This window comes from Pedobacter sp. G11 (genome assembly GCF_003860265.1).
Taxonomy (GTDB): Bacteria; Bacteroidota; Bacteroidia; order Sphingobacteriales; family Sphingobacteriaceae; genus Pedobacter; species Pedobacter agri.
Map to the genome: position 1 here is coordinate 4240271 of NZ_CP034190.1, position 26824 is coordinate 4267094.

At 36.6% G+C, this 26824-nt stretch carries 21 protein-coding genes; 12 read left to right on the forward strand and 9 right to left on the reverse strand.

Features of this window, described 5'->3' with window-relative positions:
* Positions 1-303: 303 nt before the first annotated feature.
* Complete coding sequence (locus tag EA772_RS18345; protein WP_124914446.1) at positions 304-1710, forward strand: sigma-54 dependent transcriptional regulator; 1407 nt, start codon at positions 304-306, stop codon at positions 1708-1710.
* A 178-nt stretch (positions 1711-1888) separates the two neighbouring features.
* Here EA772_RS18345 and EA772_RS18350 read toward each other — a convergent pair whose 3' ends face one another.
* The 5 genes from EA772_RS18350 to gatB all read right to left on the reverse strand — a co-directional run bounded on the left by EA772_RS18350 (position 1889) and on the right by gatB (position 8057).
* Positions 1889-3679 (reverse strand): chloride channel protein, encoded by a 1791-nt coding sequence (locus EA772_RS18350; RefSeq protein WP_124914447.1) that lies wholly within the window; start codon positions 3677-3679, stop codon positions 1889-1891.
* 77 nt (positions 3680-3756) lie between these two features.
* Positions 3757-4479, reverse strand: coding sequence for an RluA family pseudouridine synthase (locus tag EA772_RS18355; protein ID WP_010600789.1), 723 nt, complete (start codon positions 4477-4479; stop codon positions 3757-3759).
* Between the two features lie 215 nt (positions 4480-4694).
* Complete coding sequence (locus EA772_RS18360; RefSeq protein ID WP_124914448.1) at positions 4695-5384, reverse strand: response regulator transcription factor; 690 nt, start codon at positions 5382-5384, stop codon at positions 4695-4697.
* A 103-nt stretch (positions 5385-5487) separates the two neighbouring features.
* The gene (locus EA772_RS18365) at positions 5488-6600 is read right to left on the reverse strand and encodes a TlpA disulfide reductase family protein (RefSeq protein WP_124914449.1); all 1113 of its coding nucleotides are present in this window, start codon (positions 6598-6600) and stop codon (positions 5488-5490) included.
* A gap of 2 nt (positions 6601-6602) precedes the next feature.
* The gene (gene gatB / locus EA772_RS18370) at positions 6603-8057 is read right to left on the reverse strand and encodes an Asp-tRNA(Asn)/Glu-tRNA(Gln) amidotransferase subunit GatB (protein ID WP_124914450.1); all 1455 of its coding nucleotides are present in this window, start codon (positions 8055-8057) and stop codon (positions 6603-6605) included.
* Between the two features lie 141 nt (positions 8058-8198).
* On the opposite strand from gatB, the gene EA772_RS18375 reads away from it, so the two are divergent.
* Together EA772_RS18375 and EA772_RS18380 are read left to right on the forward strand one after the other, a co-directional pair.
* Positions 8199-8813, forward strand: a complete 615-nt coding sequence (locus EA772_RS18375) for a hypothetical protein (protein ID WP_124914451.1) — start codon at positions 8199-8201, stop codon at positions 8811-8813.
* A gap of 120 nt (positions 8814-8933) precedes the next feature.
* Positions 8934-9440 carry a hypothetical protein gene (locus EA772_RS18380; RefSeq protein ID WP_124914452.1) on the forward strand — a complete coding sequence of 169 codons (507 nt, stop codon included), beginning with the start codon at positions 8934-8936 and terminating at the stop codon, positions 9438-9440.
* A 36-nt stretch (positions 9441-9476) separates the two neighbouring features.
* Here the strand turns inward: EA772_RS18380 and EA772_RS18385 are convergent, their stop codons facing one another.
* A complete protein-coding gene (locus EA772_RS18385) occupies positions 9477-10076 on the reverse strand; it encodes a hypothetical protein (RefSeq protein WP_124914453.1) in 600 nt (199 codons plus the stop codon).
* Between the two features lie 388 nt (positions 10077-10464).
* Entirely contained in the window at positions 10465-13080 is a 2616-nt protein-coding gene (gene alaS, locus EA772_RS18390; protein WP_124914454.1) for an alanine--tRNA ligase, read from the reverse strand.
* Positions 13081-13198: 118 nt separating this feature from the next.
* On the opposite strand from alaS, the gene EA772_RS18395 reads away from it, so the two are divergent.
* From EA772_RS18395 to EA772_RS18425, 7 genes are all read left to right on the forward strand, one after another.
* Positions 13199-13534 carry a MerR family transcriptional regulator gene (locus EA772_RS18395; RefSeq protein ID WP_010600781.1) on the forward strand — a complete coding sequence of 112 codons (336 nt, stop codon included), beginning with the start codon at positions 13199-13201 and terminating at the stop codon, positions 13532-13534.
* Positions 13535-13707: 173 nt separating this feature from the next.
* A complete protein-coding gene (locus EA772_RS18400; RefSeq protein ID WP_124914455.1) occupies positions 13708-14508 on the forward strand; it encodes a hypothetical protein in 801 nt (266 codons plus the stop codon).
* A 22-nt stretch (positions 14509-14530) separates the two neighbouring features.
* Positions 14531-16528 carry a helix-hairpin-helix domain-containing protein gene (locus tag EA772_RS18405; protein WP_246833990.1) on the forward strand — a complete coding sequence of 666 codons (1998 nt, stop codon included), beginning with the start codon at positions 14531-14533 and terminating at the stop codon, positions 16526-16528.
* Between the two features lie 4 nt (positions 16529-16532).
* Entirely contained in the window at positions 16533-18620 is a 2088-nt protein-coding gene (locus EA772_RS18410) for a ComEC/Rec2 family competence protein (protein WP_168187599.1), read from the forward strand.
* A 1-nt stretch (position 18621) separates the two neighbouring features.
* The gene (locus EA772_RS18415) at positions 18622-19398 is read left to right on the forward strand and encodes an enoyl-CoA hydratase/isomerase family protein (protein WP_124914458.1); all 777 of its coding nucleotides are present in this window, start codon (positions 18622-18624) and stop codon (positions 19396-19398) included.
* A gap of 22 nt (positions 19399-19420) precedes the next feature.
* Positions 19421-20104, forward strand: coding sequence for a hypothetical protein (locus tag EA772_RS18420; RefSeq protein WP_039842112.1), 684 nt, complete (start codon positions 19421-19423; stop codon positions 20102-20104).
* Positions 20105-20198: 94 nt separating this feature from the next.
* Positions 20199-22370: a S9 family peptidase gene (locus tag EA772_RS18425; protein WP_124914459.1), complete on the forward strand. Its 2172-nt coding sequence runs from the start codon at positions 20199-20201 to the stop codon at positions 22368-22370.
* Positions 22371-22632: 262 nt separating this feature from the next.
* Here EA772_RS18425 and EA772_RS18430 read toward each other — a convergent pair whose 3' ends face one another.
* Together EA772_RS18430 and EA772_RS18435 are read right to left on the reverse strand one after the other, a co-directional pair.
* Positions 22633-23343: a DUF3307 domain-containing protein gene (locus EA772_RS18430; RefSeq protein WP_124914460.1), complete on the reverse strand. Its 711-nt coding sequence runs from the start codon at positions 23341-23343 to the stop codon at positions 22633-22635.
* The gene (locus tag EA772_RS18435; protein ID WP_116168499.1) at positions 23343-23954 is read right to left on the reverse strand and encodes a SatD family protein; all 612 of its coding nucleotides are present in this window, start codon (positions 23952-23954) and stop codon (positions 23343-23345) included. Before EA772_RS18435 ends, EA772_RS18430 begins: the two co-directional genes overlap by 1 nt.
* 155 nt (positions 23955-24109) lie before the next feature.
* On the opposite strand from EA772_RS18435, the gene EA772_RS18440 reads away from it, so the two are divergent.
* Both EA772_RS18440 and EA772_RS18445 read left to right on the forward strand, forming a co-directional pair.
* Complete coding sequence (locus EA772_RS18440) at positions 24110-25165, forward strand: ligase-associated DNA damage response exonuclease (protein ID WP_124914461.1); 1056 nt, start codon at positions 24110-24112, stop codon at positions 25163-25165.
* A complete protein-coding gene (locus EA772_RS18445) occupies positions 25162-26760 on the forward strand; it encodes an ATP-dependent DNA ligase (RefSeq protein ID WP_124914462.1) in 1599 nt (532 codons plus the stop codon). The genes EA772_RS18440 and EA772_RS18445 overlap by 4 nt, the downstream gene beginning before the upstream one ends.
* The last annotated feature ends 64 nt before the right edge of the window (positions 26761-26824 follow it).

The following is a 26824-nucleotide window of genomic DNA, read 5'->3' on the forward strand; positions in this document are numbered from 1 at the left end:
TTAATTTTTTGAAAAGCCAAAACAGTAATGCTTGGGTTGTTTCAGCCCTGCTGCTCACTAAATCTTTTTTGCGAATGTCATTCTGAGTTTATCGAAGGAAGCTTCAAAAAAGTATACCGTTCACATCAGGTTTATGAAACACAAACCTGTAAAATAAACTTAGCGCCCAACGCTGGCAAATTTCAAATCTGATAAAACCTTTTCATCAATTTCCCGTTTATAGCCTGAAATCGTTGTATAAAAAACTATACATTAATTTAAAAACAATATATTCGCATATCAAATAGAATAAACAAATACTAAATGGCCAAACTATTAATTATTGATGACGAGCGGGCGATTAGAAGTACCCTACGCGAAATCTTAGAATACGAGAACTATGATGTAGAAGATATCGACAATGGTATCGATGGACTCGAAATGATTAAGAAAGGTAATTTCGACCTTGTTCTTTGCGATATTAAGATGAATAAGATGGATGGTATGGAAGTGCTTGAACAAGCACAGATCATTAAACCTGATTTACCATTCATCATGATTTCTGGTCATGGTACGGTTGAAACCGCTATTGAGGCCAGCAAAAAAGGTGCATTCGATTTTATTTCAAAACCACCAGATTTAAACCGTTTGCTGATTACTGTTCGCAATGGTTTGGACCGTGGAAATTTGGTTACTGAAACGAAGGTTTTAAAACGCAAAGCAAGCAAAACCCGCGAAATCTTAGGTGAATCTGAGAGTATTTCGAAAATTAAGGAAACCATTGAAAGAGTTGCACCTACTGAAGCACGTGTTTTAATTACTGGTGCAAATGGTAGTGGTAAAGAGTTGGTAGCCCGTTGGTTACACGAAAAATCGAACCGGGCAGACAGCCCTTTAATCGAGGTAAACTGTGCGGCAATTCCCTCAGAATTAATTGAAAGTGAGTTGTTTGGTCACGAAAAAGGCTCATTTACTTCTGCTGTAAAGCAGCGCATTGGTAAATTTGAACTGGCAAACGGCGGGACTTTATTCCTGGATGAGATCGGAGATATGAGTCTTTCAGCCCAGGCAAAAGTGCTTCGTGCTTTGCAGGAACATAAAATATCACGTGTTGGTGGCGAAAAGGAGATTGAAGTTAATGTTCGCGTTTTGGCGGCAACCAATAAAGATTTATTAAAAGAAATTGAGGATGGTAATTTCCGTATGGATTTGTACCACCGACTGAATGTAATTAATATTCACGTTCCACATTTAACCGAACGTACAGATGATATTCCGGTAATTGCGCAAAACTTTTTGGAAAGCATTTGCAATGACTACGGTATGCCGGTTAAAAAAATCAACGATGGCGGAATGGCTGCTTTGCAAGCACTACCTTGGACAGGTAACGTTCGTGAGCTACACAACATGATTGAGCGATTGATTATTTTAAGTGATAAGGTAATTACTGAAAATGATGTTCGTGCTTTCGCTAACCCAGGAGGTGGAACGAACATTGGCGCTGCAACGAGCACACAAATTGCTGGCGCATCTGGAGGTTCAGGCATGTCATCATCTTTCGATAGCTTTAATAATTTCCAGGATTATAAAGATCATGCGGAGAAAGAGTTTATTAAATTTAAACTCGAGAAAAACAATTGGAATGTCTCCAAAACTGCTGATGAAATCGATATTCAACGCAGTCATTTATACAGTAAGATTGAAAAGTTTGGGTTGAAAAGGGCGGAGTAACCCCCTTGCCCCCTGAATGGGAACTAACAACGAGGTGGATAAAGAGAGGTTTAAAATATAAAAGTTGGAACAGAAAGAGTTTTCTTATCTTATTCCAACTTTTTTTTTTGACTTAACAATATTTTGAACCTAGCAAGACTATTAGAAAGTCAAAAGCCCCCTTTAGGAGGTTGGGGGCTTAACCCATATAATCATTTTGCCTCATCAGTAAAGCCCTGTATTTATTAAAAATGGCGGTTTTGGAAACAAAACCTTTGTACTGGTTTTCGTTATTAATAACCGGTAAAATCCATGCATTTTCCTGCTCCATTTTTTTAAGCACTGATTTTAAATCATCACTTTCATTAATGGTATTTGGCGCTTGCTGAACTAAGTGGGATGCAATTAACAAGTCTTTATTTTCGTTTTGCATTAATTCATTGAAAAGCTCCTCAACATAAATTACGCCTTTAAAATCCCCTAGTTCATCTGTTACTGCACAGATATTTTTATGAGATTGAACAATTTCATTCATTCTCAGGGCAATCAAATCATTCATTTCCACTTTAGGATAATTTTTTTCTATCAGGTATTTCAGCTTCATTTGACTTAATACCGTAGTGTCTTTGTCTTCATGCGAAAGCAACTCGCCTTTATCAGCGAGCACCTTTGTATAAATAGAATGTTTTTGCGCACTTCTGTTCACCGCGTAAGAAATGGCAGTAGTAATCATCAACGGAACCATCAGGATATAGCCCCCCGTAATTTCTGCAATAAGAAAGATACCCGTTAAAGGCGCATGCATAATGGCACCGAGAGCGGCAGCCATTCCTGCCACGATAAAGTTAGCGACATCCAGGTGTGCAATGCCAGAAAGATTAACTACATAGGCGAAAATGAAACCGATCAATCCACCCATAATTAAACTGGGTGCAAAAGTACCACCATTACCTCCTGCTCCTAACGTAACCAGAGTAGCAATTGATTTCATAAAAATGGTTACAACGGTAAATAGTATTACCAAAGCAGGAACAGTACTATAATCAGAAAATATACTGTTATTGATTACGGCTAAATAATCACCTTTTAACAGGCCTTTTATGGTAATGTAGCCTTCTCCATAAAGTGTCGGAAAAAGAAAAACCAGCGCACCAAGCATCAATCCGCCAACAACTATCTTTGTGTAAGGATGCTTGATTTTGTAAAAAAAGCCCTTTACGGCATAATTTGCCTTAGTGAAATAGATCGAAAATAAACCAATGAGTAATGCCAGGATAACATAATAGAAAAGCGCATTTATTTTCCAGCCTTCGGTTACCAGAAAGAATAATTGTTGCGTATAAAATAACCTGGCCACAACGGCTGCGGTTGCAGCAGAAAGCAAAAGCGGAATAAAAGCTGGAATGGTAAATTCTGGCAATAAAATTTCAATTGCGAAAACGATTCCTGCAACAGGACTATTAAATGCACCAGCAATACCAGCAGCTGCACCACAAGCTACCAGCATGGTAATTTCACGATAAGATAAGCCCAAAAATCGCCCCAGATTGGATCCAATAGCCGAACCACTGGTTACGATAGGCGCTTCTAAACCAGTTGAACCGCCGAAACCTACAGTAATTGCCGCAGTGATGATCTGCGAATAAATATTGTGTGGCTCTACCCTACTTGATTTTTTTGAAATGGCATACAGAAGTGGTGTCAGGCCTGTTTCAAATTTACTTTTCCGAATGAAAAATTTAATATATAGTACAGTAAAAAAAATTCCAATCATTGGGAAAAGCAGGTACAGATAATACTTGTATTTCCATTGCCAATCTGACTGGAGGAATTCTTCGATATGATGTGTTAAACTTTTTAACGCAGCTGCAGCTAAACCCGCCAAGATTCCAACAACTACTGCAAGAATAATCAGGAAATTACGGTTTGATATCTTTGATTTTCGGTATTGATTAATCTTATCAAGATAATTTACAAAGCGGATATACATTCTATTTAAATTTAATAGAGGGCGAATATTCCAAAAGTAATAAAAAAGCTTGATGGCGATATTTATTAAGCGCTTATTTAAACATCAAACTTGTCTAATTGCTTAATTAATGTTGCAAAATCTTTAGGATAAGGGGCATCAATCACAATATCCTGATCGTTTAATCCTTTAAATACCAAATGCTTAGCATGTAGTGCAAAACGTTTCATTATAGGTTGCTCTTCCTCTCCTTTTGATAATCTGTAACCACGTTTAATGGAAGAAAGAAACACCGGTTTTCCTTTATACATATCATCGCCAACAATTGCAGCACGTTGAGTTGCCAGGTGGATACGAATCTGGTGCATTCTGCCAGTTATCGGCTTACATTCAACCAAAGTGTAATGCTTGTAGTATTTTAACGAGTCGAAAATCGTTTCAGCTCTTTTACCTTCCGCCCTGTCAATGGTTACATTCTTGTTTCCATCGTTAAGGATAGGTAAATCCACTAATAACTTATCAAAAATTACATGCCCATCTACAACCGCATGATAAGTTTTGTTCACTTTTCTACGCTCGAACTGCATAGATGCATGACGATAACCCTCTGGATTTTTAGCTATTATTAAAGCGCCTGAAGTTTCTTTATCTAAACGGTGACAAACCTGTGCGTCGTCGCTGTATTGTTTGGCTAAACGTAATACATTGGTTTCACCCGAACCGCCTCTTTCATCAAGTGAAGCTAAAAACGGAGGTTTATTGATTACGATAAAATCGTTGTCTTCGAAAAGAATAAGGTCTTTAAAATTTGGGTACTTCAAACTGCAGAGTTATTAATGAAGCACAAAAATACGGATTTTATCTTTTAAGGGTGTCGTAACCCCGAAATTATTTCAGTGGGTTATTTAATTATAGGCTGACGCACAAATCAGGAGAAGCAAACTGGATCCACTGAAAATGTTACCAAAAAAAAAACACAGATTAATTGTCAGCGAAAATCTGCATTAATCTGTGTTTGAATAGGGTAAATATTTTATTAAGAAAGCTCGAATTTATAACCAACACCTTTTACTGTTGATACATAAGTTTCGCCAAGCTTTTCGCGGAGTTTACGAATATGCACATCAATGGTGCGGTTGGTTACCACTACTGAATCTTCCCAAATGTTTTTAAGGATAGATTCACGAGTGTACACCTTGCCGGGTTTTGAGGCTAAAAGATATAATAATTCAAATTCCTTTTTTGCCAAAACCACTTTGTTTCCACCCTGGAATACCAAGTAGGCCTCACGATCGATCACCAGATCGCCAATTTCTAACTTGTTTTCCGATACTTCCTCCGTTCCGGTATTTCTTCGCAAAATTGCATTAATACGGCTGACTAAAGCACGTGGTTTAATTGGTTTCGCAATGTAATCATCAGCACCTACATTAAAACCTGCTATTTCTGAATATTCTTCACTTCTGGCGGTTAAAAATACCATGAATGTATTTTTGAAATCAGGAATAGCTCTCATCAATCTGCAAGCTTCAATCCCGTCCATCTTTGGCATCATGATATCAAGAATAATCAAGTCTGGATGAACCTTTTTAGCAACCGTAATTCCCTCCTGCCCGTTAGAAGCGGTAAAAACCTGATAACCTTCTTTTTTCAGATTATACTCAATCAATTCCAGAATATCTGGTTCATCATCAACAATTAATATTTTCTGACCTGCGTTATTCATAGTTAAATATTTGTTACGAAAGTACTGTCTCTGATGTAACTATTAGTTAAGGCTAAGTTAAGAAATTGTTAACGACTTAAATTAGGTTAACATTGAGTTTCTTTTAACGTAACGTTTTTGCTAAATAAGCTTCTAATTCTGCGCCACGAAGATTTTTAGCAGCTATCTTACCATTTGGATCAATAATGTAAGATGTTGGAATAGCCTGAACCTGATATTTCTTTACGGTTTCTCCGTTGAAATCTTTTAATTCCGAAACATGAGACCAGGTTAATCCGTCAGCCTTTATTGCGCCCAACCAAGCTGCTTTATCAGTATCTAATGAAATCCCTAAAATATCGAAATTTTTCGTTTTGTATTGATTATAAGCTTTAACCACATTTGGATTTTCCTGACGGCAAGGTTGGCACCAGGATGCCCAAAAATCTAATAACACATATTTTCCTTTATAATCAGATAAGCTGATTGCCTTTCCATCTGCAGTGTTCATGGTAAATGCAGGTGCAATCTGTCCAACCTGCACTGTTTTTAAAAGCGCCATCTGTTTTACAAAAGTATCTACAGTGGCATTTCCTTTAATCTCCTCCTTTACTTCATCGGCAAACTTTACCAGTTCGGCTTCATATTCTTGCGGACTTAATGTGTTCATTGCATAGAAACTTGCCAGCGTTCCCTTGTTATCCTTCGCAAATTTGATGATTTGCGAATTCAGCTGATTGATATAGGATTGATACTGAGGTCTCATATCTTCTAAAATCTTAGCCCTGTTCTGAGGTTGCTCAGCCACCTTAGCTTCAAAATCGGCCTGGAGTTTTTCTGCCTGCTTCGCGAAGTTGTTTCTAATCGTATTTAACTCTGATAACTTTTCAACCTCATTAGCACCCGAGATTTTATAAGCCATTGTTTTATCAGCTAAATCAGCTTCCAGCTTGATGTCATCACCATTTTTGGCAATTAACATAAATTCATGATTACCAATTGAAACCCTGAAAAAGTCTACAGATGGTGTTTTACGAATAAATTTAAACTCCCCTTTTTCAGATAAATTTGTTGAATCAATAGCAACCATCTGGCTACTTTGCATTCCGTACAGATAAACCTTCTTGTCCGTACCCGGATTTTGAAAAGTTCCGTCAATGTTAAAGCTATCTTTTGGTTTACAAGCTGTGAAAGCAACTGCGATCAATAAGATCAGGCTTAAGTTTTTTAATTTCATTATTATTTTAGTTTTTCAAGTATCAATTCATTTAATTTTTTGGCATCAGCCTTACCTTTTGCCAGCTTCATCACTTCACCTACAAATAAACCTAATACACCTTTTTTACCTTTTTTATAGGCTTCTACTTGCGCCGGAAACTTGCTTAATACATCATCGATAAACCCACCTAATTCATCACTGTTTTCAGATATTAACAGATTTAATGATTGTGCCTGGCTTACAACATCATCTTCGGTTCCTTCAACTGCGGGCAATAATTGTTGGATGGCAATTTGTTGGGTAATTTTTTTATCATCAACCAAATTAATCGCAGCAGCTAATTGTTGGGGTTTGACTTTGTAATCAGCAATACCGATAGCTTTTTCGCTCAATACGGCTCTGATGGGCCCGATTAGCCAGTTAATTAAAGTTTTCTTCGTGTTAACCAATGGCAAAGCCTGGTTGAAATAATTTAATAAATCCAGATCTTCTGCAAATAGCGCTGCATCAGCTTTGCTAATACCAAATTCTGAAACCATTTGTTTAGAAATTTCATTGGGTAAAGCCGGCATCGCTGATGTTATTTCTGCCAACCAATCATCGGAAATACAAATGGGCTGTAAATCAGGATCAGAGAAATAGCGATAGTCATTTGCTTCTTCTTTGGTTCGCATTGGCGAGGTTGTGCCCTTATCTGCGTCAAAATTTAATGTACTTTGAATAATTGTACCACCACCAGAAATTACTTCTACTTGTCTCCCAAATTCAAAGTCCATTGCCCTACGTACGTTACGCATGGAATTTAAGTTTTTTACTTCACAACGGGTACCAAATTCCGTTGTTCCGCTTTCTCGGATAGAAATATTTGCATCACAGCGTAAACTACCCTCTTCCATGTTTCCATCGCTTACATCTAAGTGGCGCACTAACTTTCTAATTTCGCTCAGTAAAGCTGATGCTTCTTCTGCACTGCGAATATCAGGTTCGGTAACAATTTCAATTAAAGGCACACCGGCTCGGTTTAAATCAACTAAAGAATAATGATCATCCTGATCGTGAATGCTCTTGCCGGCGTCTTCTTCTAAATGGATTCTATTGATACCAATTTTCTTCGTGGAACCATCAGATAATTCCACTTCAAGAAAGCCATTAACACAAATAGGTTGATTATCCTGTGTAATCTGATATCCCTTTGGTAAATCAGCATAAAAATAATTCTTCCTGTCGAAATGATTGATTTGATTGATTGTACAATTTAAGGCAAGACCAATCCTAACGGCTTTTGCCACAACTTCTTTATTAAGCTTTGGCAAAGCACCCGGCAGGGCCAGCGATACGGTAGAAATATTTTGATTAGGCAAGGCCCCAAAAGAAGCACTATCTGAGGAGAATATCTTTGTATTGGTATTTAACTGAACGTGTATTTCCAGTCCTGAAACGAGTTCGTAATTGCTTTGGTTTGTACCTAAACCCATATTAAAATTGTGCCTTTTATGTATTGCTTTGGCAAATATAGTTAAAGAATGTTAAAACGAATTGCCACAGTTAAACTACTGTGTAATGCTTCTGTCTATTTCAATAATTAACACACAAAAGAAACCTTAAATTAAAAAGTTATGAAAAAGTTAGTATTATTTGCTGCAGTTCTGATGGTTTCATTATTCGGCATAAACAATGCAAAAGCACAAGTTAACTTAAGTATCAATATCGGCTTACAACCAGCCTGGGGACCTACCGGTTACGACCATGTAGACTATTACTATTTTCCTGATATCGACGCCTATTACAATGTTCCATCAAGCCAATATATTTATTCAAATGGCGGACGTTGGGTTTGGGTAAATAGTTTACCTAATCAATACAGAAATTTTGATGTTTACAATGCTTATAAAGTTGTGGTCAACGAACCAAAACCATATTTAAGAAACGACATTTATGTAGCAAAATACAGTAAATTCAAAAATTACAACGGTCGTCAGGCGGTGATTAGAGATAGCCGTGATCGTAAATATTATGTGGTAAAAGGTCATCCGAAATATAATGGAAATAGTAGCAATAGACCAGCGCAAGTTGTTCGTTCACAAAATAGCAATAACCGCCCAAGTCGCACACAGCTAACTATTGTAAAACCAAATCAGAAAGCAAAACCTGGCAGGAATAATGCACCGGGGAATGACAGAAAAGCGTCTAATAACCGTCCTGAAAGAAATAACGATAAAGGACGTGGATAGCAGTTTTTTAGTTGTGTAGAGGGGGTTTTCGAAAGAAGCTCCCTTTTTTTATATCTCTGTTACAATAGAAAATTTGGCACAGCGTTTGAATTCTATCAGTATACACAAATAGAAACGATTATGAAAAAGTTATTAATCATCTCCGCGATTGTAGGTATCGTGGCTTTAACATCAAATCAATCTAACGCTCAGGTAAGTTTAAATGTGAACATTGGCACACAGCCTGCCTGGGTTCCGGTCGGTTATCAAAACGTTAATTATTATTATTTGCCCGAAGTGCAATCTTACTATTACGTTCCGCAACGTCAGTTTGTTTATCTAAACGGCAACCGATGGGTAAGAAACAGACATTTACCGGCCAGGTACAGAGGTTACGATTTGCACCGCGGTAGAAAGGTTGTGGTTTATGGTCATAGCCCGTACAGAAGTTACAATACACATCGTGCAAAATATTCAAATCGTTCGAACATCTACAGGTCTTCATATGGTGGAGGAAACCGTGTGAGATATAGCGCACCCGGAAGAAATAACTATAGATCGTATAAAGTTGATAAACGACACCATGACAGAAGAGTAAACTCCAGTTTATTTTCAAAAGGACACCGGGAGAAACACGGCAGACATTAGAATAAAAAAAGAGGCTTTAGAGCCTCTTTTTTGTGATTAAAATCTTTTACCAATGGTTAAACCAAACCTTGGGTAGGCTTCTATTGCATTATTCTTGCTGCTAAAAACTCTGCCTACACCTAAATAAGCTTCTCCTAAAAAGCCATTTCTTGTTAAAAATTTTGCACCAGCGGCAGCACCCAACCCAAAAGAAGTATAATTTATTTCTGGTAGCGTATAATTATATCCTGCCGGATAAGAGGTATAAGCTAATGATGAATAATCATATTCTTTATATGAAATAACTCCTGCATTCCCTTCTATAAAGAATCCATTCGCTTTCTTATTTCCAAAATATAATCGGTAATGAGGGGTAATGATATAATTAATTCTGCTTCCGAAAACATTTTCCTTCGTTGCGCCAATAGCAACAGAAATTCCAGCACCCATATTGTCTTCTATAATTCTTTCGTAGGTAATTTCAGGAATAGCCAAAACAGCATAAAAAAGATTAATCTTGATCTCATTATTGCCACCATGGCCAATTGCTTTTGATCTCGATTCGATTGCTTTTGATACGCTATCTGGGTTTTTGCTTTGTGCCTTACACCAGCTCATTGAGGCAAGGAAAACGATCATTAAGAGTGATTTTTTCATTTAGATTTTTTTCAAACGAAACTAATAAATTAGTTTTTAAACCAAAATAGGATTTGATAAATAATTTGAAAAGCAATCGCAGTAATGTTTAGGTTAAAGCAGTCCCGCTTTCGTTGCAATCTTTAAAAAAACTTCTGTCATTCTGAGGAAAGAAGAATCTTCTTCATTGCTTGCAGATACTTCGTTCCTCAGTATGAAAGATATTAAAGGTTACTACTTTTTAAAAGTATTTCCACTTCAATCGGGTTTAAATTGCAAAGATGATACACCTATTAATGAAAAACTAACAATTAGTCCAGTTTCATAATTGTGATCGTCATTGCGAGACACGAAGCAACTCTATCATGAAAAAATTGGTTCGAGCCTCGCAATAACGGTTTTTTGTAAATTATTGTGAAATAAAACCCTCAGCTTTACTTAACACGTTTGGTAAGCCAGCAGAATTTTTGCCACCAGCAGTTGCGTAAAATGGCTGACCACCGCCACCGCCTTGGATTTCTTTCCCTAACTCACGAACAATGTTCGATGCATTCATTCCTTTCTTTACCAAATCATCAGAAAGCATTACGGTGATTCCAGGTTTGCCATCAATTTCAGTTGTAAATACCAGGAACAAGTTATCAATCATATCTTTTAATGAAAATGCAAGATTTTTAACTGCATCAGCGCTTTGTAAATCGATGTGCTTAGCAATTAAATTAACTCCATTTATACCACGAACGTGATGAACGATTTCATGTTTTAAATTACTAACCCGCTCTAAAGTCGATTTTTCAATCTCTTTTTTAAGTTTAGCATTTTCGTCTAGCAAAGCCTGAACTGAAGCTGATAAATCTTTTGAGCCATTTAATAATGCTTTTAAATGACCTAATTCTTTTCTTTGGTCTAAGAAATATTGTTCTGCTTTGTCGGCGGTAATCGCTTCAATTCTTCGAACACCTGCCGCAACTGCACTTTCTGAAACAATTTTAAACGAACCAATTTGTCCTGTTGCTTTTACGTGTGTACCACCGCAAAGCTCTTTCGAGAAATGATCATCAAAAGTTATCATACGAACGAAATCGCCATATTTTTCGCCAAATAACGCAGTCACGCCACTTTCAATTGCATCCTGATAAGGCACATCTCTTTCTTCCTTTAACTTAATATTTTGTCTGATTTTCTGATTAACGATTACTTCTACTTGAGCCAGCTCGTCATCTGTTACCTTAGCAAAATGAGAAAAGTCAAAACGTAGATAATCAGCATTTACAAGAGAACCTTTTTGGTTTACATGATTACCCAAAACTTGCTTTAAAGCAGCATGTAATAAATGCGTAGCCGAGTGATTATCCTCTGTTAAAATGCGTTTATCTTCATCAATTACTGCCCAGAATTTTCCTTCCAAATTATCTGGAAGAATATCTGCGAAGTGAACGGTTAAGCCATTTTCTTTTTTAGTGTCGGTAATATCAACCCAAAACTGTCTACTATGATCTTCTAAACGTCCGGTATCTCCTACCTGCCCTCCGCTTTCTGCATAAAAAGGTGTTTGGCGTAAAACGATTTGATATTGCTCTTTCCCTTTTGCTTTAACTTTACGGTATTTTAGAATTTCAGTTTCGATTTCTAGGTCATCATATCCAACAAACTCACTTTGTTCATCTGCATTAACGATAATCCAATCGCCTGTATCAATGGCGGTAGCAGCACGACTATCGTCTTTTTGCTTTTTAAGCGCTTGTTCGTATCCAGCTAAATCAACACTCCAACCCTTTTCTCTAGCCATTAACTCAGTTAAATCGATTGGAAAACCAAATGTATCAGATAGTTCAAAGGCGAAACTTCCTTCTACTGTATTATTTGTTGCCTGATATCTTTCGAAACGTTGAATTCCTGTTGATAAGGTTCTTAAAAATGAAACTTCTTCCTCTAAAACTACCTTCTGAACGAAATCCTGTTGAGAAATCAGTTCATCAAACACACCTTTAAATTGCTCAGCTAATAAAGGAATCAACTGGTTTAAAAATGGTTCTTTAAAATTCAAGAAAGTGTAAGCGTAACGTACAGCACGACGTAAAATTCTACGAATAACATAACCCGCTTTATTGTTTGAAGGCAGCTGACCATCTGCAATAACGAAAGCAATGGCACGAATATGGTCGGCCATTACACGCATAGCGATGTCCGTTTTCTCATTAGCACCATATTTAATTCCAGATTTGTCAGCAATAAACTGAATCATGGGCTGGAACACATCAGTATCGTAGTTAGAACTTTTTTGTTGAAGCACACGTACCAAACGCTCAAAGCCCATTCCGGTATCCACGTGTTTAGCAGGTAAACTTTGAAGTGAACCATCTTTCAAACGGTTAAATTGCATAAATACATTGTTCCAGATTTCGATCACCTGAGGATGATCTGCATTGACCAAAGTGGCGCCATCTACCAAAGCTTTTTCTTCATCAGTACGACAATCTACATGAATTTCAGAGCAAGGTCCGCATGGTCCGGTATCGCCCATTTCCCAAAAATTATCTTTTTTATTTCCAGGTAAAATGTGGTTTTCATCAACATATTGTTTCCATAGGTCGTACGCTTCCTGGTCTTTTTCTAAGCCCTCTTTTTCATCACCTTCAAAGTAAGTAACATATAATTTATCCTTTGGAATTTTATAAATCTCCGTTAGTAATTCCCAACTCCAGGCAATCGCATCCTTTTTAAAATAATCGCCAAAGCTCCAATTACCCAGCATTTCGAACATGGTGTGGTGGTAAGTATCGATACCCACTTCTTCCAAATCGTTATGCTTACCAGAAACACGTAAGCAGCGTTGAGTATCTGCAACACGAGCATATTTAATCGCGGCTTCGCCTAAAAATAAATCCTTAAATTGGTTCATACCCGCGTTGGTAAACATCAAAGTTGGATCATTTTTAACTACAATTGGTGCCGAAGGAACAACATGATGTTGTTTCGATTCAAAAAAACTAAGGAATGCCTGTCTAATCTCTTGTGCTGTCATTACATTTTATTAATTGGAGGAACAAAATTAAAATTTTATTGCGTTAATAAGGAAAAATCGAGCTACATTTGAATACTTTAATTAATCGATGTAAAACACTCATAATCAAGCGCCAATTATGCCATATAAAGAAAGAGACATTAATAAAATGTATTACACCATGGGCGAAGTGACTGAAATGTTTAATGTTAACGCATCGCAAATTCGTTTTTACGAAAAGGAATTCGATATTCTCCAACCTAAGAAAAACAAAAAAGGTAATCGTTTATTTACCCCTGAAGATATCGAAAATTTAAAAATTATCTTCAACCTTGTTGATGAAAAAGGCTTTACACTTAAAGGTGCAAAAGAACATTTAAAAAACAATAAGGGTGATGTAAAGGAGAATCAAAAGATCATAGATTCTCTGGAAAAGCTAAAAGGGTTTTTAATGAATTTAGCACAGGAGTTGTAAAACTTATTGCAACGTTATAAAATTTCTTCCCCCTGAATTTTTTTCAGGATCTTCTCGCTCAACATTTAAATGGATTAAATTTTTGATATTACTTATTAAAAATAATTTTCTATATTTAATATAACCAAACAACAATCACCCTATTTTTTATTTACTGGTTTTAACGCCCTCAAATGAAGATATGGATTGTATTGTTAATCTCCCTCACACCTTTTTGTTTATTTGCTCAAAACAGTTTGGGCCCAAGGCTTACTGCCATGGGCAACAATGGTGCAGCCGTTACCGATGTTTGGGCTTTACAGGCAAACCCGGCTGGTATTGCTTCACTCACCAGGCCAACAATTTCGATAAATTATATTAAACACCTCTTTAGTGATGAGATCAGTACTCAGGCCTCAGTTTTCGTTTTGCCGATCAAGAGAGATTTTATCGGAGCAAGCTTTCAGCGCTATGGATTTGCTGAATACAATGAAAGTAAAGTAGGCTTTGCGTATGCAAAGCAGTTTGGTGAAAGATTATCTATTGCCATAAACACCAATTATCATCAGTTAAAAATATCCAATTATGGTACTTCTTCCGGTTTCTCCGTCGATGTTGGGGCACTTTACCATCTCAATAGTGAATTTGCTTTTGGAGCTTTCGTAAATAATCCATCAAAGCAAAAGTTCAGTAGCAAAGAGGTATCGCTAAGTATTCCAACAACGTTCCATGCTGGTGCAAGTTACCTTGCATCTGATAAAGTCTTGATTGCAACTTCCCTAAGTAAATCTCTTGGTCAATCTGTTGATGTAAACATAGGAATCGATTATAAAATTATTGAAATGCTAAGCCTAAGAGGTGGCTTAAGTACCAGGCCTTTTAAGCAATATGCAGGCTTCGGTTTAAATTATAAGAAATTCTTATTAGATATGGCAACAACGTACGATGCCAATTTAGGTTATGCACCACAAATTGCCGTAGGCTATGCGTTTTAGTTTGATCACAATGGCAATTGTGATGATGGGATTCATCGCAAATGCCCAAATAGGCGAGCAAGAAACAGATGTGAAAGATATTATAGAAAGTGTAGCAGAAAATCTTCCAGACGATTATGACATGACTGAGCTGATTGAAATGTTGACCAGATATAAAAAACACCCTATTAATTTAAATAAAACCTCGCCCGATGAATTGAAAACACTTGTGTTTTTATCGCCGTTGCAAATCAGTAACTTCTTTGCCTATGTTAAAGAAAACGGGAATTTTGTTGATGTGCTAGAGCTTCAAAGTATTGACGGTTTCGATATTAAAACTGTTCAAAGTTTGCTTCCCTTTGTTACTTTAAATACTGTTACCGAATACGAGAAACTTACATTCAAAAACTTGTTAAGTTTAGGCGAAAGCGATTTGCTTATACGATTTGGGCAAACCTTACAAACGCAAAAAGGCTTTACAGATTTGCCTGGCAATCGCTATTTAGGTTCTCCAGAAAAATTTCAAAGCCGTTATCGTTATCATTATGGAACAATTGTTTCTGCAGCGCTAACGCTAGATAAAGATGCTGGTGAAAAATTTATTGGCAGGCCATTTGATTTTTACTCGGGAAATATTGCGCTTTTTAAGTTAGGCAAGGTAAAGAAATTGATCATAGGCGATTACACGTTACAATTTGGTCAGGGTTTAACCATGTGGTCGGGCTTTGCTTTTGGCAAAGGACCAGACGTAACAAGTGTGGCGAGAAAGGATTTGGGCCTAAGGCCTTACACTTCGGCAAACGAATATTCATTTTTAAGAGGCGCATCGGCAACAATTAACCTTTATAAAAATTTCGACATTACACCCTTTGTTTCATTCAGAAAGCTGGATGCTAGTCAGGATTTAGATGCTGGTGGCAACCTGGTACAAGCAACAGTTAATCAAAGCGGCTATCACCGCACACCCACAGAAATTGAGAACAGGGGTTCGTTAAAACAACAAATTTATGGCTTGGCGCTGCAATACAATAGAAATCAGTTGGGTATTGGGGCTGTCGCTTATCAAAGTGAATACGGAAATAGTTTCATTACACAAACGGCGGTTTACGACCGGTTTAGTTTCACCGGAAATTCATTAACCAATATTGGTGTTCATTATAATTATACCTATAAAAACATTTATTTTTTCGGCGAAGCCGGGAAAAGCCTCAATAGCGGCTTAGCTCATGTTAATGGTGCTCTGATTAGTCTAACTCCTGCCGTTTCAGCAGCCATCACCTATCGGAATTATGCAAAAGATTTCCATAACTTTTTTAATCATGCAGTTGCTGAAGCCAGTGAGGCCGTTAATGAAAAAGGGTTGTATGCAGGCTTAAATATCACGCCAAATAAACGATGGACATTTTCTGCTTATGGCGACTATTTTAAATTTCCATGGCTCAAATATAGAGTTGATGCACCTTCCAAGGGATACGAAATTTTAGGTCAGGCGATTTATACACCCAGCAAAACCTTCAAAGCCCTGGCAAGATTCAAAACTGAAAACAAGCAGCAAAATACTGATTTAGATGTTCCGATCAACTTTCTTGATGATGTAAAAAAAGAAGGCTACCGCATCGAAGTAAGCTGGCAGATTAATAAAAAATGGAGTTTTCAAAACCGGGCGGAGGTTTCTCAATATAAAAAAGGTAATGCAAACCGTGAGTTCGGCTATTTGATTTATCAGGATGTAGACTATTCTCCAATGTTTTCTAAAATTACAGGAAACATGCGGCTTGCCTATTTTAATACGCCAAGTTATAATAGCAGAATTTATGCTTATGAAGATGATATATTATACAGCTTCGCTTTTGGTATGTATAGCGGAAAAGGGTTTCGAACCTATCTAAACCTAAAGTATAATGTTGCTGAAAAATTAAATATTTGGTTAAGATATGCAATGTTCATTTATAAAGATGCAGAAACTGTCGGTTCATATTTAGATGAAATTCAGGGCAATAAGAAATCTGAGATCAAAGTTCAAATGCGGTATCAATTTTAAAATTATGTTTAAGGCAGAATATATTTTCGCTAGGATTCTACTTCCTTTTATCATTGGGATTGGGATATTTTATTTTTTCCCATCAGAAAAAATGATTTTTATTCTGGCAATCATCTCTGCTGTAATTATCTTATCCCTATCTTTCATCAACATCACTTATAAGAAACATAATGCTTATAAATTTAAAGGTCTAACCGGAATTTCAATCCTACTTTTTTTCTTCTTTTTGGGCGCTTTCCTTTCTATACTAAATAATGAAACACTAAAATCTGACTACTTCGCAAGGAACAATTATAAGATTTTAAAAATCTGGGTGAATGACGAACCTGAGCAAACCAATGATATTGTAAGGTTCAAGGCAAGAGTTGTTTCAGGTTATAAAAATTCTAAACAAATTAAACTTAGCGGACAATTACTTTTAGCCTTAAAGGTAGATAGTATTCAACCTATTTACTTAAAATACGGTGATGAGTTATTGGTGTCAGCAAAATACTTGGAGGTTGAGCCGCCTTACAATCCTGCAGAATTTGATTTTAAAAGTTGGTTAGCAAGTCAGAACATCTATCAACAAACATTTATAAATCAAAACCATGTGGTGAAAACCAATCGAAATATTGGAAATCGCATCATCAAATTCGCACTTGATTTGAGAGAAAAACAAGTGGCGAAATATCGAAAGATGATTAAGAATGATGAAGCTTTTGCAGTGGCTTCAACATTGATATTAGGCTATCGGGCAGATTTAAGCAAAGAAACATTGGCTGCTTATTCAAAAACAGGAACCATTCATGCACTATCTGTTTCTGGAAGTCATGTTGCGATAATTTTCTTTGTGTTAGATATCTGTTTGGCCTTTTTGGACAAAAAACGATGGCTTCGAATATTCAAATTTGTCTTAATATGCAGCTTAATTTGCGGCTATGCCTTAATTACAGGTTTGTCTCCATCGGTTGTACGGGCTGCGATTATGATAAACATTTTCATTGTGGCAAGAACATTTGCAAAAAACAAAAATAGCTACAACACCCTGGCTTTTGCCGCATTTTGTCAATTGGTTTATAATCCATTTTTAATATGGGATGTTGGCTTTCAACTTTCTTACATTTCGGTATTTGGCTTAATTTATCTACAGCCAAAAATATACAAATGCATATATGTTAAAAACAAAATACTGAATAAGGTTTGGGAATTAATAGCACTTTCGCTGGCTGCTCAATTAGTTACTTTCCCACTTTGTATTTACTATTTCCATCAATTTCCTGTTTATTTTTTGTTAGGGAATCTTTTTATCTCCATCCCGCTTCTTCTCATTATGCTTTTGGGAATAGCGATTCTTATTCCTATAGTAGATAAAATTTCTCCATTGGTGGAGTGGATAATTGTCACCACAAATACCGTTTTAAAATGGATTGCTGATTTACCATTTTCTACTTTTTCTTCAGTTTGGATCAGCCTCACTGAATTCATCCTTTTAAGCGCAGCTTTGGGCTTACTTGTTTATGGCTTAGCGAAGAAAAATAAAAGATGTGTTACGGCGTCTGCTTCAGTGTATCTTATCTGTTCTGCATTAACATTCTATCATGACTGGAAGGTGCTTCATCAAAAGAAAATTATATTTTTCACTTTGAGGAAAAATTATGCTGCGGCATTTATTACAGGTCGGGAGGCAGTTTTGGTTACAGATTTAACAGAAATTGATAAAAACTACCTGTTTTTTGTGGCTCCGGCTTTGGAGCAATCTCAAATTAAGAAAATCGATGTCATCAGTTTAAAAACGGATACGACCTTGCGTCATTTTATTAAAAAAGATAATCAAATAATTTTCGATGACCACAATATTTTTCTGTTCAACGAAAAAATGAATTACAAAAATTTAGCGGTTACGGGAAAGTTCAAAAGTATTTGGTTAACAGGTAACCATAAATTTAAACTTGAAAATCTGCCGGATAAACTCGAATACGAGAACATGATTATCGATGCTACAAATAAAGATTATAAAATAGCAACGTTTAAAACTTTTGCAGATAATAATAAAGTGCAAGCACATATTTTAAAGAAAAATCCTGCATATTTGGTACACCTAACCCAATAATATGCCAAATTTGGTTTTATATCATGTAGCTGAAAGAATAGCCACCATAACTATTAGCAGACCTGAGAAGCGAAATGCATTAAATCCCCAGTTAATTTCCGAACTAACTGAAAACTTTATTCGTGCTTCTGAAGATGATGATGTCAAAGTAGTTATTTTAAATGCCGTTGGCGGTGTTTTCAGCGCTGGTGCTGATTTAGAATACCTTCAACAATTGCGTTATAATACTTTCGAAGAAAATGTGGCGGATTCCAATAACCTGAAAAAACTTTTCACTACAATCTACTATCTGCCAAAAGTTGTGATCGCTCAGGTCGAGGGACATGCAATTGCCGGTGGCTGTGGCTTGGCAACAATCTGTGATATCGTTTTTGCCACACCAGAAAGCAATTTTGGTTATACCGAAGTTAAAATTGGTTTTGTTCCCGCAATCGTATCCTGTTTCTTGAAACAAAAAGTAAACGAAACGATAGCCAAAGAGCTTTTATTAACAGGCAAGATCTTCTCTGCAGAAAAAGCACTCGAATATAAATTAATCAACTTTGTAACAAATTCAGAAGAAATTCATCAAACTGTTAAAGAATTTGCTTTAAGTTTGTGTAAAGAAAGTTCTGGTAATTCGTTAATGATTACAAAACAATTAATTACCCAAACCACTAACCCACTCCTTGAAAAAAGTTTGGAATTCGCTGTCCAAATTAATGCCAGGGTACGGGAAAGCGAAGATTTTAAAAAAGGTATTGCATCATTTCTCAATAAAGAAAAAATTAACTGGTAAACAACTAAACTTAAATAAAAACATGTTAAAATCTATCAAAACGAGCGTTGTCGCTTTAATCCTTGTAGGTGGTGCAGTAATTGCTCACGCACAGAAGAAAATTGCCGAAGGTACAATTACTTATGGATTGGAATATAAACTTACTGATGAGCAAAAGGCAGCCATGGGCGGACAGGAACCACCTGCAGAACTTAAAGTAAAGTTTAATAACGGCCTAACGAAAATCGAAATGGAACAAGGACCAGCTTTGATCGGAATTGTATCAGATAACAATGAAAAAACTGGTTTGTTATTAATTGATGTGCCAATTGCACAAAAACAATTTGCAGTGAAACAATCTAAAGAAGATGTAGAGAAAGCAATGGGTGGCATCGCAAAATATTCAGATTTTAAAGCTACTGGCGAAAAACAAACAGTTGGAGGTTTTAACGCAGAAAAATATACTTTCAAAGATGATAAAGGTGCATCACACGAACTTTGGGCAACTAAAGATGTTGAATTACCAAATGTAGGATCACAAAATTATTTTCCAGGTTTAGGCGCCTTCCCAGTAAAATATACAATGGTTCAACGCGGCATTGAAACTACAACAACTTTAAAATCAATTTCTGAAGGTAAAGTGGGTGCAATCTCTAAAGAGGTTCCTACTGGCTACGAAGTAGTTACCATGGATGAATTAATGAAAATGCAAGGTGGTGGTGAATAATTAACCTATATCTTACAATCGAAGGCTTTTTAACCGCCGGCTTTTTATCTAAATTAGCCCGAAAGTTAAAAAGCTTTTTTTATGACTAATTTTTATGATTAAAAACCTACTCGTTAAACTATCAATTACTTGTATTGCCATTTTTGCAATTATTGATACCCAGGCCCAAAGTATAAACTGGGCAAAGGATGGAAACTCCTATTATCAAATCGCCAGTGGAGAAATTATTAGTGTGACATTGCCTAAGAGCGATAAAAAAACTGTTATTTCAAGAGCGCTTTTAACGCCAGCTGGGAAAAATGCACCTATTGCTGTTCGCAGTTTTCAATTATCTGCCGATGGAACTAAAGCCTTAATTTATACCAATAGCAAAAAAGTTTGGCGCTATGATACCCGTGGCGACTATTGGTTGGCTGATTTAACGGCAAACAAAATCACTCAAATTGGAAAAGATAAACCTGCATCATCTTTAATGTTTGCGAAACTATCTCCAGATGGAAACAAAGTTGCTTACGTAAGCAAACATAATCTGTATGTAGAAAATATTGATGGTTCGAATTCAAAAGCGTTAACGACTAATGGCAACGATCGAATGATTAATGGAACCTTCGATTGGGTTTATGAAGAAGAATTCGATTGCAGAGATGGTTTTAGATGGAGTCCTGATGGTAAATCAATTGCTTACTGGCAAATTGACGCGACCAAAATCAAAAACTTTTTGATGATTAACAATACAGACTCTATTTATCCTTATACCATTCCGGTTGAATATCCTAAAGTTGGCGAAAATCCGTCAGCTTGTAAAGTAGGTATTGTTGATATTGCTACCGCAAAAACAAAATGGTTAAACGTTCCTGGTGATGATATTCAACATTACATTCCACGTATGCAATGGGTACCAAATAGCAACGAAGTTATCTTGCAACAACTAAATCGCGAGCAAAACGAAAGTATTGTTTTTATTTGCGATGCGGCCAGCGGAACAGCAAAAGCAGTTTATACCGAAAAAGCTAAAGCCTGGATAGATGCTCAGGACGAATGGAAGTGGTTAAATAATAATCAGGAATTTACCATCACATCTGATAAAGATGGCTGGAATCATTTGTATAGAATCAGTCGCGATGGTAAAAAGCAAATCTTGGTTACCAAAGGTAATTACGATGTAGTTGATGTGAAATTAATAGACGACAATAATAATTACTTATACTTCATCGCCTCACCTAACAATGCTACACAACGTTATTTATACAAAACCAAATTAGATGGTAAAGGTAAGTTAGAGCAAGTTACACCATCTACACTACTTCCGGGTACGCACAGTTATGATATTTCGCCAAATGCTGCCTTCGCCCGCCATAGTTACAACAGTTCTACCGTAAGGCCAATTACCGAATGGATGAACTTTACTACCGGAAATCCATTTACTATGGATGGCAGCATCACTACACAATTATCAAAGCAAGAAGCACCTAAAAATAAAGTGGAATTTTTTAAAGTTACTACTGAAGATGGTGTGGAACTGGATGGCTGGATGAAAAAACCAGATAATTTCAATCCGGATAAAAAATACCCTGTTGTTTTTTATGTTTATGGCGAACCTGCTTCACCTACCGCATCAGATACTTATGGAGCAGGCAGAAATTTCCTTTACGCAGGTGATATGGCCAAAGATGGTTACATTTACATTTCAATGGATAACCGTGGCGCACCAGTTCCAAAAGGTGCTGCATGGCGTAAAGGTATTTACAAAAACATTGGCGTAATCAATATCCGCGACCAGGCCATGGCTGCTAAAAAATTATTGGCAACCCACTCATTTATGGATAAAGACCGTGTAGCCGTTTGGGGCTGGAGTGGCGGCGGTTCATCAACCCTTAATTTGATGTTCCAATACCCTGAAATTTATAAAACAGGTATTTCAATTGCTGCAGTTGGCAACCAGTTAACTTACGATAACATTTACCAGGAGCGTTACATGGGCACACCATTCCCAAGTAAAGAGGCCTATGTTAAGGGCTCTCCTATTACCTATGCTAAAAATTTAAAAGGTAATTTACTCTACATCCACGGAACAGGCGATGATAACGTGCACTACCAAAATGCAGAGATGCTCATCAATGAATTAATTAAAAACAAAAAGGTTTTCCAATTGATGAGTTATCCAAATCGTACCCATAGTATATCTGAAGGCGAGGGCACCAGCGAGCATTTATCACTTACTTATACCAAGTTTTTAAAAGATAATTGCCCTCCAGGAGCGAGATAGATTGTAAATATTTGAAAAGCAATTACAGCGGGGAGTCGGTTTCGATAGCCCCGCTTTTCATTTCAATCTTTTTGTGAATGTTACTTCTAATAAATGTCGTCATGATTGGTTTATCGAAGCGCTTGCAAATATAAATCCTTCGACAAGCTCAGGATGACAGTACACCAAAAAGTATTTCCACTACAATCGGGTTTAAACTTCAGGGCGCTCCGCTCCTTTTAACGTTTCCCTGGCAAAATGCCTAATGAAAATCACGTTAAAACTATCTTACTAAACCTAAAATCATAAAAGAAACTACTATTGCAATCCCGAAACTTAGCAGCGTTCCAATCAATACATATTCCGTTAATTTAAGGTCGTGTGCTTCTTTTAAATCGCCAAAGCGGAAGATAGATTTTGCTGCCAATAAGAAACCAACCGCTTCAAAATGATTGGTGAGTATAAAAACAAAAATTAAAACCCGTTCTAAAATCCCGATATATTTTCCTGCATTCTGCAACGATTTTGGGCTTTCATCATCACTTTCAGGTAACCATTTAGCAATAATTACTTTCATAATTATCGATGTCGGCAGAGATAAAAACAATACACCCACAATCAAAAACCAGGTTTTTACATCATTTAAATAACTAATATCTAAATAGCCTTTAAAAAAAAGATGCCACACAAAAACAATAGAGCCAAAGTGCAAAACCTGGTCAGCAAAAAACAATATTCTAGCATTCTTTTTAGTTTGAAACAGCGATTTTGAAGCATCAATTATTAAATGTAGCACACCAATTGATAGAGCTGTTTTCCAAACATTAAAGCTTAAAAAAACAATAAATATTAAAACCACATGAATTAAAACATGTAAATACAGTTTACCTGATTTAAGTTTCTTTCTTTCCTTATCCTTAACCCACGATGTAGGTTGAAGAAAAAAATCTCCAATTAAATGCGCAAGGATGAGTTTGACTAAAATGATATCCATTATGAAGAAAGAATTTGATTCAGTTTTTTACGATATAGTTTATCCATTTCCATGATTTCTGAATAGCGGGCTCGTTTTAAAGCCTCACTAACAGATGATTGTGTTCTTTTTGAAATAACTGCCAATTCGCTTTGCACAACATTCTCGTTTTCCAACGCTAGTTTTACCATTTCTGCAGCAACTACACCCCAACTGTCCATCGCGATTAAAGATAGTTTAATCAAAACATTTATTTCCTCATCAAAGTCCGGATTTTCAGTTTTGATTGCAAGATTCACTTTTGCTTGTTTTAAACTATCGAAAGCAGCACCTGAATTCACGAAAACATCTCCGCTCGATTCTGAAAGTTTTTTACGTTTAGTTTTGACTTCTCCAATACCAATTCCCATTCTTACATCAGCTGGCTTATTTATTCTGATACAAGCTTTTATGTAGGCAGCTGTTTTAATGGCATCTTCTGCATCTACCTCTACTTGAAAGCTATCTCCCCGATAAATCTCCCATTTGCCATTCTGCCCTGAAACTGTTTTTAAAGCAGTTTTTAAGCTTAATAACCAACTATCCTTTATCTTTCTTGAACCAACAATATCTCCAGTTATAATGCAAATCATATCACTAATATAAGCCTTTATATTCATCATTCAAAAATTATCGGCTAATTACCCGATATTTCAAATTATCGGCTAATTACCCGATATTTAAGATTATCGGCTAATTACCCGATATTATCTTAAAACTTATATGGGCATTTATTGTTTAAAGAATCATGGCATTAATCGAATTTACTAAAAGAGGTATTTACTGTAAGCAAGGAGATTTTTACGTAGATCCATGGTGGCCTGTAGATTATGCCGTTACCACTCATGGCCATAGCGACCATGTGCGTTTTGGTAACAAACACTACCTCTGCCATACCTTAACAAAACCAATAATTAAACGTAGAATCAGCGAAGATTTAGATGTAGAAACCCTTAATTATGGCGAAAGTATCGTTCGTAATGGAGTACATATTTCATTTTATCCCGCTGGACATATTATCGGCTCGGCGCAGGTTAGATTAGAATATAAAGGAGAAATCTGTGTAATCTCAGGTGATTATAAAACTGAAGATGATGGCATCAGCGACGTTTTCGAACCCGTGAAATGCCATTCATTTGTTTCAGAAAGCACCTTTGGTTTACCTGTTTACAAATGGCAGAAACAAGACATCGTATTCGATAAAATTAAAAGTTGGGTAAGCGATAATATTCCTCAGCAAAAAACCAGTGTATTAATTGCATATAGTTTAGGGAAAGCACAGCGTTTAATTAAAAACCTGGCCGGCGATGTTCCAATTTATGTTCACAATAGCATCGCCAACTTAAATGAGGTAATTATCAATGCAGGTGTAAACTTGCCAGAAACGATTAGGATTACGCCAGAAACTACTAAAGATGAATTGCAGAAAGGCATTGTAATTGTACCACCTGCAATGCGTGATAGCCGTTGGATTAAAAACTTATCACATCCTGTTACAGGCATTTGCTCTGGCTGGATGCAGGTTCGGGCCCATCGCCGCTGGCAAAGTGCTGATGCGGGTTTTGCGCTAAGCGACCATGCCGACTGGACAGGGTTAATGGATGCCATTACGGCAACCGGAGCTGAAAAAGTTTATGTAACGCATGGTTTTACGGCAGCCTTTAGCCGGTTTTTAAATGATGAAGGCATTGAATCAGAAGAAGTAATGACGAAGTTTGGGCAGGAAGATGATGAAGAAAATAAAGTTGATTTGGCTGATACCGAAAATCAAAATACTGAAACCGAAAACCAAAAATCAGTATGAAACGTTTCGCCAGATTAATTCAACAGCTCGAACTGAGCAATAAAACCAATGATAAAATAGCAGCATTGGTTGATTATTTCAACTATGCTGACGATAAAGATAAGATTTGGGTAATTGCTTTATTTACAGGTAAGAAACCACGGCGACCAATTAAATCTGCCTTATTAAAATACTGGGCCATAGAAATTACGCAAACGCCTGAATGGTTATTTTCTGAAAGTTACTCAAACGTTGGCGATTTAAGCGAAACGATTGCCCTGCTCCTGCCTCCTGCAGAAAATACATCCGATTTCCAACTGCATAAATGGATTGAAAATTTACATGATTTAGAAGGCAAAGATGATGAAACTAAAAAAAACTTCATTTTAAATGCATGGAATACACTGGAGACGCAGGAACGTTTCATTTTTAACAAACTTATTTCGGGTAACTTTAGAATTGGCGTTTCGAATAAAATGCTTGTAAATGCCCTGGCCAAGCAAAGCAGTTTAGATAGTGCTCAGATTATGCACAGCATTATGGGTAAATGGAATCCTTACGAAATCACTTTTGCAGAATTGATTAACGGAACTCATGTAAATACCGATAATTCATGGCCTTATCCTTTTTGCCTGGCTTATGCATTAGAACAAGAACCCGAAAAATTGGGCGATATTTCAGAATGGCAAGCCGAATGGAAATGGGATGGCATTCGTGGACAAATTGTGAAGCGCAATGGCGAACTTTTCATCTGGAGCCGAGGTGAAGAATTAGTAACAGAACAGTTCCCTGAACTTCATTTTTTAATTGATGTTTTACCCAATGGCGTTGTACTGGATGGTGAAATATTGGCTGTACAAGATAAACAGGTATTATCTTTCAGCACCTTACAACAGCGATTAAACCGTAAAACGATAAGCAAAAAACAATTAGAAGATGCGCCAATTGGCTTTTTCGTTTATGATATTTTAGAGTTTGAGGCAAATGATTTCCGTGAGCACCCACTAAGTGAAAGGCGAAAAATATTAGAACAGCTTATTGGTGGTTTAGATGAAAGTGCTGTCATCCTTTCGCCTGTTATTCATTGTCAAACGTGGGAAGAATTGGCTGAATTACGGCAAACTTCTCGTTCCATTAACAGTGAAGGTATTATGCTCAAAAAGCTAAGTTCGCATTACCATAGTGGCCGAAAACGTGGCGACTGGTGGAAATGGAAAATTAACCCTTATACTGTTGATGCGGTGATGATTTATGCCCAGAAAGGTAGTGGCAGAAGGGCAAACTTTTTTACCGATTATACCTTTGCCGTTCGTGATGGTGAAAATTTAGTTACCATTGCAAAGGCTTATTCGGGTTTAACAGATAAAGAAATTAAAGAAGTAAATTCATTCGTAACCAGAAATGCAATTGAGAAATTCGGACCAGTTAGAACCGTTAAACCCGAGTTGGTTTTTGAAATTGCATTTGAGGGAATTGCTGAAAGTAAACGACATAAAGCAGGCTTAGCTTTACGTTTTCCGCGTATTTTACGCTGGCGAAAAGATAAAAAAGCTGCAGAAATTAATACGTTAGAGGATTTAAGGCAGTTGCTGGCATCAACTTTTATAAATGAGTAGAAAGTTTTTTTTTGCGATTTGCATTCTCTTTTTTTAAAAGGATGCCACCAGAACGGGGTGTTTA